Below are 16,354 nucleotides of genomic sequence, written 5' to 3'. Positions count from 1 at the left end.
CGCTGGAAGGACCTATCGACATCGTGAAAATCTCTCGAAACCGCGGAAGCAAGACCAAAAACCGCACAAGGCAATGAGTCAGAAAAATTGTTGAAATCGGCTAACTTGGGTGGATTGGGCGGCGGCCCGGCGCACCTCCAGCACCGGCAGCGTCACCACGAATTCGCTGCCCTTGCCGACGCCTTCGCTGCGCGCGTACACGCTGCCGCCGTGCATCTCGGCGAACTGGCGCGACAGCGGCAGGCCGATGCCAAGTCCGCTGGCGATTTGCCCCGACGGCGGCCGGCTTTGCTCGAACATCACGAAGATCGTTTCCAGCGCCTTCGGGTCGAGGCCGATACCGGTGTCCTTGATACGGATCTCCAGGTCGCCGTCGATGACTTCGGCCCGCACCGTGATGACGCCGTCGCACGGCGTGAACTTGATCGCGTTCGACAGGATGTTCGAGACAATCTGCACCACGCGCGCCTAGTCGGCAAACAGCGCGACATGCTCGGACGGCAGGTGCTGCTCAATCGTGATGCGCTTTGCGGCGGCGGCCACCGTGCATAGCTCGATGACGTGGCCGATGATGGCCTCGAAGCGGGTGTCGGCGCGCTGCAGTTCGATCTTGCCGCTGTTGATGCGGGCGACGTCGAGCAGGTCGTCGACCAGGCGCGTCAGGTGGGTGACCTGGCGTTCGACCACTTCGCTCACTTTGCGGATCGGCCCCCGGTCCGGGTACATGTGCGTCAGTACGCCCATCGACGTGCGGATCGGCGCCAGCGGGTTGCGCAGCTCGTGGCCCAGGCTGGCGAGAAATTCGTCCTTGCGGCGGTCGGTTTCGCGCACCTGGTACTGCTTGGCGCGCGCCCGCAGCACCGACTGCAAGGAGGTAATCAGCGTCAGCGTCCGCACCGGTCGTTCGAGCAGGGTGACGTTGCCGAGCACCGTGATGGCCTGGCGTACGGTGAGCGAATCCGGGCCGCGATTGGTGAGCAGGACGATCGGCACATCCGACCAGGCGGGCTGCGACTGGACGAATTCGCCGATGGCTTTGAGGCTGCCGTTTGACAGCGCTTCCTCCACCGTCAGCACGGCGCCGACGCCGCGCCCGAGTTCCTGGGCCCGCGCGGCCGCGGTGGGCGTAACGAGGCAGTCGACGTCAGCGAGCGTCAGCATCTTACAAGCGAGCACCGCATCCTGGCCGGACGGGGCGTAAATGAGGATGCGGTTTTCCATGCCGGCCTATTCCTCGTCGTCGCCAAAACTGAATGCGTCTTCATCGAACGTCGGGACGCCGGTCAGGATGCCATGGAAATTGGTCAGCACCTCGCCAACGCGGATGCCGTGTTCGCTGGTCATACTGAACAGGCGGATGGTGCGTTCGTGCGTGCCAACCCGTTTCTTGAAAACCGAGATCGCCTGCCGTACTTTGCCGCGCGCTTCGAAGTAGCGCAGCATGATCACGCTGTCGGCGATATAGCTCGCATCGACCGAGGTCGACATGGTGCCGCCGATGAGGCCCGCCTGCACACCGACGAGGATGGTGACAACGCCGCGCTGTCCCAGGTATGTCAGCAGCTCGTGCAGGTGCGTGGAGAGGAAGCGCTCATCGGGCATCGCCTTCAAATAGCCGTTCAAGCTGTCGATGACGATCACGCGTGCGCCGTTCGCTTCGGCGTCCGTCACTTTCTGCATGAATTCGCCGGGCGACATTTCCGCCGGATCGATCTGCTGGATGTCGAGCATGCCGCTGTCGCAGGCGCCGCGCAGATCCAGGCCGAGGCCGGTGGAGCGCAGCAGCATGTTGTTGGCCGCTTCCTCGAACAGGAACATCGCCGCCTTCTGGCCGCGCTGGGTGGCCGCGTAGGCGTACTGCGAGCAAAGCGACGACTTGCCGGTGCCCGGCGGCCCGGCGATGAGGGTGCTGGTTCCCTCGTCGAGGCCACCGCCGGTGAGCGCATCGAGTTCGGGCAGGCCGCTCGAGAGCTGCTTGCGCTCGATGACCACGCGCGATTGCGCCGCGATCAGGCGCGGGTACACCACCAGGCCGCCGTTGACGATCTTGTAGTCGTGCGAGCCGCCGCGAAAAGCGATGCCGCGGTACTTCACCACGCGCACGCGGCGTCGTTCGGAGCCGTAATCCTGGTTGATCAGTTCGAGCGTGATGACGCCGTGCGCCACGCTGCGCACCTGCAGGTCGCCCGACAGCGCGGTGCGGTCGTCGAGGAACAGTGTGGTGCAGCCTTTGCCGGACAGGTATTGTTTGAGGGCGAGCACCTGACGGCGATAGCGCAGCGGGCTTTCGGCCAGCAGCTGCAGCTCCGACAGCGAGTCGAGCACCACGCGCGTCGGCTTGTACTTTTCGATGGTATCGAGGATGCGCTGGGTAGTCATGCCCATCTCGATTTCAGACGGGTGGAAGATGGTGAACTACTGCTCCGGATGGAGGATATTCTCGTCCGGGATGATGTCTCCGACGTGAATGCCATCCATCGACCAGCCGTGCGACGACGCCACCGACGTGAGCTCGACGCGCGTTTCGGCCAGCGTAATGTAGACAACCGATTCGCCCTGGCGCACGCCTTCGTAGAGGAACTGCAGCGCCAGCGTCGTCTTGCCGGTGCCGGGATCCCCTTCGATGAGGTACAGCCGGTCGCTGGAAAGGCCGCCACTGAGTATGGTGTCGAGCCCGGGGACCCCGGTCGAGAGAAAGCGAGTAGTGTCGCTGTTTTGATTTTCCATCGTGCGAGCGTCCGTTTTTCCAGTTCGAACTTTAGTAGATGCAATTTCTAGGATAAACGGTACATGATTGGCACTTGGGTTGGCGTTCGGTTGGACTGCTGATTTCATCGCTGCGTTTTGAAATGTGGCAATTCAGCAACGTTCTTTGCCGGCAAAAATGTCAGCAATTCTGCCTGTGGCCGGGCGTTGGAATGTTGGCAAAAATGGTAAGCGCTCTGATATAATTTCTACCTCGTCGGGGCGTAGCGCAGCCTGGTAGCGTACTTGCATGGGGTGCAAGGGGTCGAGTGTTCAAATCACTCCGTCCCGACCAATAAAATCAATGACTTAGGCCGGAAACAGTCTGGGAATTTTTCACCGTCGGAGTTGGCGGTAAGAAATTTGGTAAGAAATAATTACGCTTGACTACTCGGGTACCTGTTTGGGACGGCAAGCTAGATTTACGATTTTTGACGGAAGTGTCTTGGCCTCCGAAGTCAAGGGTCGTGGGTTCGATCCCCGCCAGCCGCACCATGGAATCAATGACTTAGCGGTCTCCTGCCCAGTTGGTGAATGGCCGGGTTACACCTGGGTTACGTTGGATCCCACCGCCTCACGGTCATCCCTTGCGTGTTTTATGCCCAAGGTTTGTAATCATCAGGTGGTCAGTTCCAAACTGGCATTCTGCACCAGAATAAGGCGGAAAAATCAAAGGGTTACGTGCATTTGCATGTAGCCCTTTTCGTTTTTGTTCGCTTAATGGGACAGCTGCGGGACACTTGACCGACAAACAGTTAAGAAGCTGCGCAGTGCGACGTTCCGTTCGCATCGAAAATGGTAGGCCGACATTAATATTATCATTTGGTAATTGCGCTCGGTAAGGTACATTACTTCTTCGTGCCGTACGGCATCAAATTCCACCAGAAATCTACATGGCCATTAAGAAATCCGATCTCTACTCCTCCCTTTGGGCTTCGTGCGATGAGCTGCGCGGCGGCATGGATGCCAGCCAGTACAAGGACTATGTCCTATTCATGCTGTTCATCAAGTACATCAGCGACAAGTACGGCGACAGCAGCGACTTCGCGCCGCCGGTGACGATCCCCAAGGGGGCGAGCTTCAAGGACATGATTGCCCTCAAGGGCAAGAGCGACATCGGCGACAAGATCAATACCCAGATCATCCAGCCGCTAATCGACGCCAACGACCGCCTGGCCCGCAGCGATTTCCCCGACTTTAATGACCCGAACAAGCTAGGCGAAGGCAAGGACATGGTGGAGAAGCTCTCCAACCTCGTCGGCATCTTCCAGAAGCCCGAACTCGACTTCACACAAAACCGTGCCGAACACGATGACATTCTCGGCGATGCGTATGAATACCTGATGCGGCACTTCGCCACTGAGAGCGGCAAGAGCAAGGGGCAGTTCTATACCCCTTCCGAGGTCAGCCGCGTGATTGCCAAGGTGATCGGCATCGCGCCAAGCAACACGAAGGCATCCACCACCGCCTACGACCCCACTTGTGGCTCCGGCTCGCTACTCCTAAAGGTGGCTGCCGAGGCGGGCAAGCACATCACCCTAGAAGGGCAAGAGAAGGACGTGACCACGGCGGGCCTGGCCCGCATGAACATGATCCTCCACGACTTCCCGACCGCGAATATCTTGTCGGGGAACACACTGGCCGCGCCCAAGTTCAAGGAGGGCGAGCAACTGCGCACCTACGACTATGTCGTCGCTAATCCACCGTTTTCCGACAAGACCTGGAGCACCGGCCTGACCCCGGCAAACGACCCATTCCAGCGATTCGCTTTTGGCGAGCCGCCCGCCAGGCAGGGCGACTATGCCTACTTGCTGCACATCATCCGTTCGATGAAGAGCGCGGGCAAAGCCGCCTGCATCTTGCCCCACGGCGTGCTCTTCCGTGGTTACGCCGAGGCCACGATTCGCCAGCAGCTCGTCCGCTCCGGCATCCTGAAGGGTATCATTGGCCTACCGGCCAATCTTTTCTACGGCACCGGCATCCCCGCATGCATTCTTGTTTTGGACAAGGAAAACGCCACCGCCCGCAAGGCCGTGTTCATGGTCGATGCTTCCAAGGGGTTCATCAAGGACGGCAACAAGAATCGCCTGCGTGAACAGGACATTCACCTTATCGTCGATACCGTCACCCGGCAGGCCGACACCCCCCGCTATGCCCGAATGGTGCCGCTCGCCGAGATCGCCGACCCAAAGAATGATTTCAACCTCAACCTGCCGCGCTACATCGACAGCACCGAACCGGAAGATCTGCAGGATATCGACGGCCACTTGCGCGGCGGCATCCCTGAGAGTGACCTCAACGCGCTTGCCGCCTACTGGCAGGTTCTCCCAAGCGTGCGGGCCGTCCTGTTCTCGTCGCTACGCCCCGGCTACGCCCGCCTTATGCTGCCGCTGGTCGAGGTCAAACCCGCCATCTTCGGTCACGCCGAATTCACTACTTTCAATGACGAAGCAATTCAACGCTTCGACCGCTGGCGTCAGGCCAATACTCCGCACCTAACCGGCTTCCAAAAGGACGGCCATCCGAAGGCGCTGATCGAAACGATTGCCGAGGCGTTGCTCGCCGCTTTCAAGCCTGCACCGTTGCTCGCGCCCTACGACGTGTATCAGCACCTGATGGACTACTGGGCCGAAACCATGCAGGACGACAGCTATTTGATTTCTGCCGAAGGGTGGGTAAAGGGCGCACAGCCTCGGGAAATCGTTCAGGTCAAGAACAAGGAGAACAAGCTCATCTGGCCTGAGCGACATGACTACTTGAAAGGTAAACGGCGTTACAAGTCCGACCTGGTGCCGGCGCCGATTCTAGTCGCGCGCTATTTCGCGTCCGAGCGTGACGCCATTGAGGTTTTAGACAATCAGCTTTCCACGCTTGAGCAGCAGCTCAACGAGATGCGTGAGGAGAATGGCGGCGAAGAGGGGCTGCTCTTCGAGGTGATCGAGGGCGAGGGCGACAAGCAAAAAATTACGGCGAAGGCGATTAAAGCGCGCCTGAAGGAGATCGGGAAAAACTTGCTGCATAGCGACGAACGGGAAGCAATCGCCACCTACTCGGAATTACTAGAGCAGCAGAACAACATCAAGGCCAAGCGCAAGACTGCTCAAGATGACTTAGAGAAGAAGATCGATGCGAAATACCCCAAGCTAGCCGAGCCTGAGATCAAGACGCTGGTGGTCGACGGCAAGTGGTTGGCGCGCTTATCGGATGCTGTGCACGGCGAGCTGAATCGCGTCTCACAGACACTTACTGGCCGCATCCGAGAGCTGGCCGAACGCTATGCCGCACCGCTGCCGCAACTTACCGACGAAGTGGCGACGTTGGCCGCCCGCGTCGAGGGACACCTCAAGCAAATGGGGGCGCAATGGAAGTGAAGCCCGAATATAAGTTGACTGAAGTGGGGATCGTTCCAGACGACTGGGAGGTTGTCACTTTAGGATCGCTCACCAGCCTCCTGACAAATGGTTTTGTCGGGACTGCCACAAGCGCCTATGTCAATAGTGAGGAAGGGGTGCTCTACATCCAAGGCTATAACGTACTCCAGAACGGCTTCAACTTCCATGGAATAAAGCGAGTCGCAAAGTCATTTCATCACCGAAATCAAAAATCCTGCCTTCAGGCAGGCGACTTGCTGACCATTCAGACCGGCGACGTCGGAGTTACCGCTGCAGTTCCGTCCGAATTGGCTGGCTCTAACTGTCACGCGCTGATCATTTCCCGGCTTCGCAAATCGGGTTCCGATCCATATTACTACTCACAGTATTTCAACTCTGAGCGTGGTCGTTCGGCATTCAAGAAGATCGAAACCGGGACCACGATGAAGCATCTGAATTGCGGTGATATGAAGGCTCTGCTCCTACCGTCCCCCCCTTCCCTGAACAACGTGCGATCGCGGCGGCTTTGAGCGATGTGGATGCGTTGCTGGGCGGACTGGACCGGTTCATCGCCAAGAATCGCAACCTCAAACAGGCCGCCGTGCAGCAACTCCTCACCGGCCAAACCCGCCTTCCCGGCTTTAGCGGGGAGTGGAAGGTGAAGCCGTTGGTTGATTGTCTGCTTTCGCCGCCAACTTACGGAATCAATGCAGCAGCCGTTCCATACTCGGATCGGCTTCCGACCTACATCCGAATTACTGACATTACTGAAGACGGACGATTTAGGCCCGATCCTCGCGTTTCTGTGCAATCGCAATCTGCTAATCGGTATTTGTTGACCGAGGGCGACGTTGTGTTCGCGCGGACCGGGGCGAGCGTCGGAAAAGCCTACCGCTACCGCATTGAAGATGGGCCTCTCGTCTTCGCAGGTTTCTTGATCCGCGTTCGACCGAATCCTGATTTCATCATGTCGACATATCTCGCGGCCTATGTGACGACCCAGCCGTACTGGAATTGGGTGAAACTAATGTCCATGCGAAGCGGCCAGCCTGGCATCAACGGCAACGAATTTGGTCAATTACCAGTTCACCTGCCGCCAGTCGACGAACAAGGCGCAATTTCTTCTGTGCTCCACGACATGGACACTGAGCTGGAGGCGCTGGAAAATCGCCGCGACAAGACCCGTGCCCTAAAACAGGCAATGATGCAGGAACTGCTTACCGGCAAGACAAGACTTGTTCATATTGGAGACACCGCATGCTTGAACAGCCCCGCTCCGAACGCCGAACGCAGAACCGCGTAATCGCGCTGTTTTCCGACCCTGCGCGGCCTGACAACCTCGGCTACAGTTACCTTGGCGAGTGGAACAAGCGCGGGAGAAACCGCGCCATCGAGGCGTCGCTTTTAAGCGACAATCTCGCGGCGCGGGGCTATCCCGCTGTGCACATTTCTGCCGCCCTGCAGAAACTGGAAACCGCTGCCGACGCCACCGGCATCACGCTCTACCAAGCGAATATGCGCACCTACCAACTGCTGCGCTACGGCGTGCAGGTGCAAGTGGCTGCGGGCCGGGCGCACGAGACTGTGCATCTGATCGACTGGACGAACCCCGAAGAGAACGACTTCGCGCTGGCCGAGGAGGTGACGCTTAAGGGCGGGTACGAGCGGCGGCCGGACATCGTACTCTACGTGAACGGCATCGCCATCGCAGTAGTCGAACTCAAGCGCAGCTCGGTGGAGGTGGCCGACGGCGTGCGTCAACTTATCACCAACCAGGAAGAGATTTTCAACAGAGGCTTTTTCAGTACGGTACAGCTCGTCCTGGCAGGTAGCGACTCGCAAGGGCTGCGCTACGGCACCACTGGCACGCCTGAGCAGTTTTTCGTGGAGTGGAAGGACGAGGCGCCCGCATGGGCCGAAGCGAAAACCTCTGCAGGCGCGCTGCTCGACCGGCCGTTGGCGCAGTTGTGCAACAAGGCTCGGCTGCTTGACCTATTGCGCAACTTCGTCATCTTCGACGCAGGCCAAAAGAAAGTGCCGCGCCCGCACCAGTTCCAGGGCGTGAAGGCTGCTCAGGAGCGCATCGCCAAGCACGAGGGCGGCGTCATCTGGCACACGCAGGGCAGTGGCAAAAGCATCCTAATGGTGCTGATCGCCAAATGGCTGCTGGAACATGACCCCGAGGCGCGCATCCTGGTCATAACCGACCGCGACGAACTGGACAAGCAGATCGAGGGGGTGATGAAAAACGCGGGCGTGATCGGCACCGATTCCCCGTCGCCGCGCATTACCACGCGGGCGCAATTCGTCGAGAGGCTCGGCGCAACCACACCGCGCCTCCTTTGTGCGCTGATCCACAAGTTCAACGTGGCCGACCTGAACGGCCCGGCGCCAACAATTCGCGGCCGTTTCTACGTGTTTGTGGATGAGTGCCACCGGACGCAGGGCGGCGACATGAACAAGCAAATGAAGCGCTGGTTGGAGGGCGCAATCTTCATCGGCTTCACTGGCACTCCGCTGCTTCGGAAAGACAAGCAGATGACGCGAGATGTTTTCGGCACCTACATCGACACCTACAAGTTCCACCAGGCGGTAGCTGACAAAGTGGTGCTCGACCTCAAATATGAAGCGCGCGACGTGCCGCAGCGGCTGACATCGCGGACGGCCATCGACAAGTGGTTTGAGCAGAAGACTAAGAATCTCAACAACTTCCAGAAGGCCACCTTGCGCCGCCGTTGGGCGACAATGGAAGAATTGATGAGTGCCGGCGAGCGAAAGCAGCGCATCGCTGCCAACATCATTGAGGACTTCGGCCTCAAGCCACGCCTGAACAACGACCGGGGCACGGCTATCCTCGTCGCGGCTTCTATCTACGACGCCTGCCACTACTTCCGGCAGTTCCAGAACACGTCCTTCGGCGCCTACTGCGGAATCATTACGTCCTACGAGCCGAACCACAATGCAATCTCCCGCGAGCCAGCCAATAGCGACGAACGCTACAAGTTCGACACTTATACCAGGCAGGTCCTCAAGAACGGGCAGACGACCAAGCAGTACGAGGACGAAACCAAGCGTCGCTTCATCGAGGAGCCGGCAAACCTGAAGCTGTTGATCGTGGTGAGCAAACTTCTCACCGGCTTCGATGCGCCCAGTTGCACTTACATCTACCTCGACAACAAACTGCGCGACCACAACCTGTTTCAAGCGATCTGCCGGACGAACCGGCTGGACGGCGATGACAAGGATTTCGGCTACATCGTCGATTACAAGAAACTGTTCGGTGACGTGCAGGAAGCCATCGCTGTCTACAGTTCAGACGAGCTGGATATCGATGCGGGTGGCGGCGAAAATAACGTGCCGCTCAAGAACTGGCTGGTAGAGGGCAAAAAGCAGCTCGACGAGGCCCGCGAGGCGATGCGCTACCTGTGCGAGCCGGTAGCTTTGCCACGCGAAGTTGAGCAGTTCCTACACTACTTCTGTGGCGATGCCGCCAACTCCAATGCCTTGAACGAAAGCGAAGCGCTGCGAGTATCCTTCTACAAGGCGGTGGCTACCTTCGTGCGCGCTTTTGCCGACATTGCCCAGAACTTGGCCGAGGCGGGCTATTCTGATAACGAGGCGGCAGTCTTGCGGAATGATGTCGAGTTCTACGCTGAAATACGGGGGGCCATAAAGAAGCACTCCGGGGAGGAGCTGGACATCAAGCCCTACGAGGCGGACATGCGCCATTTGATCAACACCTACATCCAGGCCGACTCGGCGGAGGAACTCGGTGAACTGGGCGAACTGTCGCTGACCGAACTCATCATCGATAGCGGCATCCACGATGCGATTGCCCGAAAGCTGAATAAGCAAGGCAAGCTGTCGAAGAACGCCATCGCCGAAGGGATCATCAACAACGTCCGCAAGACGATTATCCGCGACCAGCTGACTGACCCGGCGTTCTACTCGCAGATGTCCAAGCTGCTCGACGACCTGATCAAGCAGAGCCGCGATGATACGACGGCCTACGAAGAATTCCTGCGCAAGGCCGAAGCTCTCGCGCGACAGCTGGGGACCAAGCAGCCCGCGGCCGGCATTCCTGCTGTGCTGCATGGCAATCCCGAGGCTGCTGCGCTCTTCAACAACCTCGGAGCGATTCCGGGGACGAGTTTTCGATACCCGACCGCCGACGATCAGGCGGTGTTAGCTTTGAGGATAGACCTGGCCGTGCGCGAAAGCGCCCCAGCCGGATGGAAGGGTGATCAAGCCCGCGAGGCGCAGGTGCTGAACGCTCTGTTCCCTCTCCTCGACAGAGACCGCGATGCTACACTTGCACTATTCGAGATCATCAAGAAGCAGCCAGGGTACTAGTGACTGAGACGATTCAACTCGGCGACATTGTAATAGCCGTTATACGCAAGGCCGTCAAAAATGTACACCTGTCGGTCCATCCGCCGGACGGCCATGTCACGTTGGTCGCGCCCACCGCAACCAGATTGGATGTCGCCCGCGCTTATGCCATATCCAGACTCGGCTGGATTCGTGACCAGAAGGCGAAACTGCAGGGCCAAGCGCGGGAGACACCGCGCCAGTTTATTGAGCGGGAAAGTCATTACCTCTGGGGACGACGTTATCTGCTGTCCGTTATCGAGAACCACGCGAAGCCCGCGGTGACGCTGGATCATCGGCGGATCACGCTCGCCGTGCGCCCCGGTAGCACTTTGGCAAAGCGGGAAGAGATCATACAGGAATGGCACCGATCACTGCTCCATGCGGTGGTGCCTACGCTGATACAAAAATGGGAGGCGAAACTCGGCGTAAAAGTCGCCAGGTACTTCCTTCAGCGGATGAAAACGAAATGGGGCGCGTGCAACCATAGCGCGGGCAACATTCGCTTGAACACAGAACTGGCCAAGAAGCCGAAGGACCTCCTGGAGTACGTCGTAGTGCATGAAATGGTCCACCTGGTCGAGCCGACGCACAGCGATCGCTTCGTGTTACTGCTTGAACATCACTACCCGACATGGCGGGAAGCCCGTTCGGAGCTGAATGAATTGCCGCTCGCGGCCGAAACATGGACCAATCGGTAACGTTAAGCTGTGCTGTTAGCGGGCTTGCGCGGACGAATTGAGGGCCAGCTGACCGTTTCCCTGCGGCGAGCCTCTCGATTGAGTTGATCAGTGTCTGCGAAGGTTCAGGTTTTGGCAGCAAGAAGGTCGTCGAGCAGCTTCCCGGACGCCAGTGCATCTTTCATCCATCGGGGATTTCGGCCGCGGCCGCTCCAGAAATTACCTGCGCCGTCAGCGTATTTCGGTGCGATAGAATCGCCAGCGGCTGTGCTTGCACTCTGAACAGAACGAAATTTTTCCTTGGGTGTGGCATTGATGCCGATAACACGCAGGTAGAGGCCGCTATCAGCAATCTCTTTTTCTCGGGCCTTACGCTGCAGGATGCCGATGACCTCGTCAAACCCTATCCGGTTGCCGTCGGGTCCATCCCAGGTGCGCTCTTCCTGATGCACGACAACGAAAAAGCCAATTTTCGAGTTCTGCGCCATCATGTACTGCCCCTGCAACTGCTTCTCCAGTGCCTCCATGTAGTCGGCCAGCGTCCACCTAAACGACATCTTGAGTTCGACCGTTGCGCGCAATGAGCCCGTCTGGCAAAGCACATCACGACGAGTCCCCTCCGGGAGGATAGATTCGAGCGTCACCGCATAGCGAGTTCCTGCTGCATGGTTGAGCTCGCTTCCTAGCAGCGCTTGAAAATCCTCTTCGAGCGCGAGTCCGTCGTTGTCAGTCTTGATTCGTTTGAAGTTCACCGAGTTGAAAAAGCGCCGCAGGCTGAAGTCCCCTGTTTCAATCTCGTTTTTTACAGTAAGCAGGTCCGATTCAACGGCCATGGCGAACGTCATGTAGTCGGACACAGGCGGCGCGAAACTGCGCTCGAACTCGGGGTAGTCGCCTTGCGTAACAGGCTTCTTGGCGTTTTGCTCTTCCCGCATCATGAACTGAACGTGGCGCAAATATTTGGCGGTCGCGCCAATGGATCCCTGACGAATCTCCTCCAGAATCTTGTAGGCTAGTTCGGACTTGGCGTGCGAAATGGCGGGAATCAAGGTATCGCGCAGACGCTGGGCGTGGTCTCGCTCACTTGGCGAATAAACGCCGCCATCCTCGTGCTTGATGTCATCTGCCACGCGAACAACCGAATGTACCCACTCGTAAAGCAACTTTAAGGCAGTGAGACCATCACTCCCTTGCTCGGCCACTTGATTGAGGCTCACGCGATCTTCGCCAAGGTGTGCCGCGAGCGCAAACATGAAGCCTTCGGCCGCCTGCGGGTTGCTCGCTCGCCATGATTCCCACCGTTGAGTAAAGTCGCCAGGGTAAGTCCACAGCCAAAAACGTCCCCAGACCACGGCATTTTCGCGCTGGCGGGTTAGTTCTCGAATTCGTGCCTCGACCGCCTGTCGGGCCTTGTGGGCCTCCACATCAGCCATGTCCCACGAATCCGCTAGTGACGGAATCTCCTCATCGAACGCGGAGCCCATCCGGCGCCAAGCCTCTGCCTCGAATGTCGCCTGATCGATGACGCCTGTGGTGGCAGTCGCAAGTCTAAGGGCCGACTCAGATGTGTGGTCGTTAAACTGAGGGTTGCTCAGCAAGATATCCCAAGCGGGGCGAGCAAGGCTCTGTTGAACGCCCTGAGGTGCCTCCTTCAGATGTCGAATAAGCGTTTCTGCCTTTTCTAGTGACACAATGCCCGTACTAGCATTGGACAAAGTAATACAAAGTTCATGCAACGCAACCTGTTCGTGGGCGCGTACCACGCTCCAGAACCACTTCGGGTAGCCATTTATCTCGAACTGAGAGTAACGAACCGCGCGCACGACCTCTTGCTCGCTCATCGCCGGCAGCCGCGAGCCATCGCCCAAATCCAGGTGCAGCCCCTGCAATCCTGCTATCGTTATGTTGTAGGTGGAGTTCGGAGCGTCCTCCTTCCAAGTCGGATTCTTGGTACGCCAGAGAGAACTAAGGCCTTCACGAACAGCATCGGCAATATCGCTGCCGGCGGCCTTCTCAAAAAGTGCGAAGTTGCACTCGCCATAGCGCGACTGCTGAACCGTGCGATTCAGCCACTGGGCGACCCAAGCCAGAGCGCTCTCGTCCGATGCATCTCTAAGTTCATCGAGCTTGGCAATTAACGTCGCCTTCGATTTCTTGTCGACGACAGGAGCTTCATTGCGTTGTCTGGCGGGCCTGCTGGGAGGAATAGCTCTCTGCTTCTGCAGAGTATTGAGCAGTTCAGCAAAGCCGGGCTCCTCAAGTTCGCGCTCGTCACCCTCGACGTGTGGGTAGATGCGATGGTAAGCGAACACCGCTTGATAGATGCCGTTCGCCGTCTTGTCGGTCGGATGAACGAGCCCTCGAAGCAATGACAAGCGAACGGCTTTGTTAGCGTTGAGCGCCTTACGCAGCCTGGTCGTATCCGCGTTGGTGTGGTTGCGATCCTTGAGAATGCGTCCTAACACAAGACAAAATTTCGCTGCCCGCGAAGGCTCAACTGCTGAACGTGCTATGACCATGGCGAGCAGGTCCATCACGAGTTCCACGAACTTTTGATCCGCCCAGTACCTCTCCGAACTACGTCCTGGGCGTGCCTCGAAGTTCACCAATCGGAGCAGCAACGAGCGGGTAAGACGATAAAGGTCAACATTGCTCGCTTCGGCAGCGATATCGCCCGTGAGTGCCCAATCGATTGAGTAGCCACCTCGTCCCATGCGAAACTGTTCCGCTGCAATCATAGCTATGAATTTGGCATCAATCGCCTTCCAAGCAAGCGCACTTATAAGGCGCGCCGTTCTCGCCTCGGACAGCCCAACCTTAGTCCGCAGGGCGGTGCCCAATGCGCAAAAATCGTCCGCCCGTTCAAGAAATAAAATATAGTCTAGATCAAGTCCGGCATCCAGCAACTTACCGTAGTCTCGGTCGTGGCCATCCAATACCGATTCGCGGAAAATCTCCAGGCGAGCGTGGCTAGCGATGTCCAGGAGGGCTTCTCTGGCGTGTAAATCCGCGCCGTACTTGTCGAATATTTTCTTTAGCGTCGGCTCGACGCCAGGTTTGGCGGCCTGCCAGAAATTCTCGGCTGAGAGGGTGTAGTATCTGCGTCCGAGCGTGTCCCCCGCACACACGAGTCGCTCAATTGCGCCCTCAAGCGCGCCCGCGGCTTCCGCGATCTGTAAATTCGGGTTCCGTAAGTCGCCGAAGAAAGCAACCACCTGCGGCTCGACGCGAATGAGTTCTTGGCGACAGTGAGCGCTGAAGACCGAAAGCCATCCGGCCAAGGGAAACAGGGCTCGGTATACGCCGCATTCGCCGGTGGTCGAGTGCCAAGTAAGATTGACGAGCAAGCGCCGAGCATGCTCTGGGGATTTCACAAGCGAGGCCAAACGCTTGGCTGCGAGGAACGGCAATAGTTCATCCGGGTAGAGTTTGACCTGGTGCTGGCCCGAATCAATGAACAAACGGGAGCCCAGCAGATATGACAGAGATTGCTCAGACAAGAGCGAGGCAATGAGGGGGCGAGCTGAAAGAACCCCCTCCCGAAAGCGCAGCGTCTGGCCGGAAATTTCGATGTTTGGCAACTGGCAAATGACCGAAGCGCTGGCAAGTCGCTCAATTGCTTCCTCCAAACTCTCGGGAGGAGGGCTGCCCACCCGTCGTTCACGCGGGTCAGCGCGCTGTTGCTGCTGCACTGCTTCAACCATCTTCTCGAAAACCTGAGTAAGATATTCGGGCGGCTTCCGAACTGGGTCGATATAGCCCATTATATCCAGCCCCCCCGGACCTTCGGCGAGGCGACCGAGTCCGTATTTCCAGGCAGCGCTCAGCGTCTGCTTCGGTTGAGACATCCCGAGATGCTCCCCTAAGTAAAGCGCGGCGGCAGCCTTATCCAATGGTAGCAGAGCATAAACCTTCAGTTGCTCCAGTTCGGGGACCTTGTTCTCAGTTTTTCCCGCCACGTCGGTGGACTCAACATCGCTGATACTGGAGTCGGTATCGCCTTGAACCAGGTCGTCTGCCATATCCAGATCGCCGTCTTTCTCGTTTTGAGCAGACAGGTATCCCTCGGCAAAGGCAGTGTCAATCTCCCCCTCATCGGACGAGTCATTGCGGACGCCCCGGTACATGGTGGTTTGAAACTCAGCCTGGAGAAGTGCGAGAACATCCTCCGTAAGCACTGCCGGCCGCGAGGACAAGACCCATTTTATGTTTGCGTTCGGCCAGCAAAGTGCCCTGCTCAAACGTCGCAGCGCTCTTTGAATGCCGTCCTCAGTGCCAAGGGAAGCCTCGTCCAGCGAGTCCACGAAGACTGTCAGCTCTCCGCCCGACTGCCTCCAAGCGAATAGTGCAGCACGGTCGTCGACCTCTAGCGAGTCCTCGAAGTTGTCTTCCCCCAGAATTTTATGGAGCGCGACGTAAAACGAGGACTGCTGCTGGGCACGCAGCGCCGTGCTCTTTGCCTTCAGTTCCGTAGTCTTGCCGAAGTTAGCCCGGCCCACGATAACTGTGAAGCGTCCTTCCAGCACCTTGGTCCAGGTCAAACGCCTACCAAAAGCATCAGAAACTAACAGCTCGTCGCCTGTGTAATTCGTCAGGAGCCCGAAGCGTCGATTTAGGTCAAGATATTCATCCATACACCTATGATAGCGGCAACGCACAACCTTCTTTAAAAAATGCCCTTATTTTTCAATATGGCAAAATTCTACCGGCTCCCCATCGCCAAGCCAGGACCGTCAGGGAGTTCGGCTCCTTGGCGGTTTGGACATTTCTGGACAAAGAGTGCCCCGACAATGTCCCGCGAACGCATCCCCAAGCGACCCGTCCCCTGAAGCGGGACCGATACCTGAAGATTAACTATCTTAATTCTGACGGAGTCGCTCCCTCACGAGACTTGCTGAGCTTCAGCCGCGGGAAGGGCACCCGGCAGGGGGCTACGGACCAGAAAAAAATATCATGGCTAGTCCGGGATTTCGACATCAGCCGCGCCGTACCTTGGGTCGGGGGCGAGATTCAACGGACGGCCGGTCGCCGGTCGCCGGAAGTCTGGGGGGCGGCACGAACCGCTTTCGCCCCTTATTGTGCGACGCTCTGGTCAACAAACGACCCTTTTTCAACACTTATCCTCTTTCCTGTTTTTGGTGTTGAAAAAATAGCCTTTGCATATATTAACATGTTAATATATATTGA

At 57.9% G+C, this 16,354-nt stretch carries 8 protein-coding genes, 1 tRNA gene and 1 pseudogene; 6 read left to right on the top strand and 4 right to left on the bottom strand.

Translation table 11 applies throughout. The features are described 5' to 3' along the window. Window positions 1-78: 78 nt before the first annotated feature. The 3 genes and pseudogenes from ACP7DD_RS23505 to ACP7DD_RS23495 all read right to left on the bottom strand — a co-directional run bounded on the left by ACP7DD_RS23505 (window position 79) and on the right by ACP7DD_RS23495 (window position 2,727). Window positions 79-459 (bottom strand): sensor histidine kinase, encoded by a 381-nt coding sequence (locus tag ACP7DD_RS23505; RefSeq protein WP_426177407.1) that lies wholly within the window; start codon window positions 457-459, stop codon window positions 79-81. Between the two features lie 9 nt (window positions 460-468). Next, window positions 469-1,221 (bottom strand): sensor histidine kinase, encoded by a 753-nt coding sequence (locus ACP7DD_RS23500; RefSeq protein WP_426177405.1) that lies wholly within the window; start codon window positions 1,219-1,221, stop codon window positions 469-471. Window positions 1,222-1,227: 6 nt separating this feature from the next. Further along, window positions 1,228-2,727: pseudogene (locus ACP7DD_RS23495) on the bottom strand (ATPase domain-containing protein). 236 nt (window positions 2,728-2,963) lie between these two features. On the opposite strand from ACP7DD_RS23495, the gene ACP7DD_RS23490 reads away from it, so the two are divergent. From ACP7DD_RS23490 to ACP7DD_RS23465, 6 genes are all read left to right on the top strand, one after another. Beyond that, window positions 2,964-3,040 (top strand) — tRNA-Pro (locus ACP7DD_RS23490). Between the two features lie 598 nt (window positions 3,041-3,638). Further along, window positions 3,639-6,116, top strand: coding sequence for an N-6 DNA methylase (locus ACP7DD_RS23485; RefSeq protein ID WP_426177403.1), 2,478 nt, complete (start codon window positions 3,639-3,641; stop codon window positions 6,114-6,116). Further along, window positions 6,107-6,646: a restriction endonuclease subunit S gene (locus tag ACP7DD_RS23480; RefSeq protein WP_426177401.1), complete on the top strand. Its 540-nt coding sequence runs from the start codon at window positions 6,107-6,109 to the stop codon at window positions 6,644-6,646. The genes ACP7DD_RS23485 and ACP7DD_RS23480 overlap by 10 nt, the downstream gene beginning before the upstream one ends. Window positions 6,647-6,651: 5 nt before the next feature. Continuing rightward, entirely contained in the window at window positions 6,652-7,419 is a 768-nt protein-coding gene (locus ACP7DD_RS23475; RefSeq protein ID WP_426177411.1) for a restriction endonuclease subunit S, read from the top strand. Further along, complete coding sequence (locus tag ACP7DD_RS23470; protein WP_426177399.1) at window positions 7,374-10,469, top strand: type I restriction endonuclease subunit R; 3,096 nt, start codon at window positions 7,374-7,376, stop codon at window positions 10,467-10,469. The genes ACP7DD_RS23475 and ACP7DD_RS23470 overlap by 46 nt, the downstream gene beginning before the upstream one ends. Further along, window positions 10,469-11,188 (top strand): M48 family metallopeptidase, encoded by a 720-nt coding sequence (locus ACP7DD_RS23465; RefSeq protein WP_426177397.1) that lies wholly within the window; start codon window positions 10,469-10,471, stop codon window positions 11,186-11,188. Before ACP7DD_RS23470 ends, ACP7DD_RS23465 begins: the two co-directional genes overlap by 1 nt. A 104-nt stretch (window positions 11,189-11,292) precedes the next feature. Here ACP7DD_RS23465 and ACP7DD_RS23460 read toward each other — a convergent pair whose 3' ends face one another. After that, window positions 11,293-15,801: an H-NS family nucleoid-associated regulatory protein gene (locus ACP7DD_RS23460; RefSeq protein WP_426177395.1), complete on the bottom strand. Its 4,509-nt coding sequence runs from the start codon at window positions 15,799-15,801 to the stop codon at window positions 11,293-11,295. Window positions 15,802-16,354: the final 553 nt, after the last annotated feature.

Source organism: Massilia sp. TWR1-2-2, assembly GCF_049897565.1.
Lineage (GTDB): Bacteria > Pseudomonadota > Gammaproteobacteria > Burkholderiales > Burkholderiaceae_D > JAFCUW01.
This window is presented reverse-complemented; position numbering and strand designations above follow the sequence as displayed.

Bases quoted from the DNA above. Each gene is read 5' to 3' on its own strand.
- ACP7DD_RS23500 (WP_426177405.1), bottom strand. From the start codon at position 1,221: ATGGAAAACCGCATCCTCATTTACGCCCCGTCCGGCCAGGATGCGGTG.
- ACP7DD_RS23485 (WP_426177403.1), top strand. From the start codon at position 3,639: ATGGCCATTAAGAAATCCGATCTCTACTCCTCCCTTTGGGCTTCGTGC.
- ACP7DD_RS23480 (WP_426177401.1), top strand. From the start codon at position 6,107: ATGGAAGTGAAGCCCGAATATAAGTTGACTGAAGTGGGGATCGTTCCA.
- ACP7DD_RS23470 (WP_426177399.1), top strand. From the start codon at position 7,374: ATGCTTGAACAGCCCCGCTCCGAACGCCGAACGCAGAACCGCGTAATC.
- ACP7DD_RS23460 (WP_426177395.1), bottom strand. From the start codon at position 15,801: ATGGATGAATATCTTGACCTAAATCGACGCTTCGGGCTCCTGACGAAT.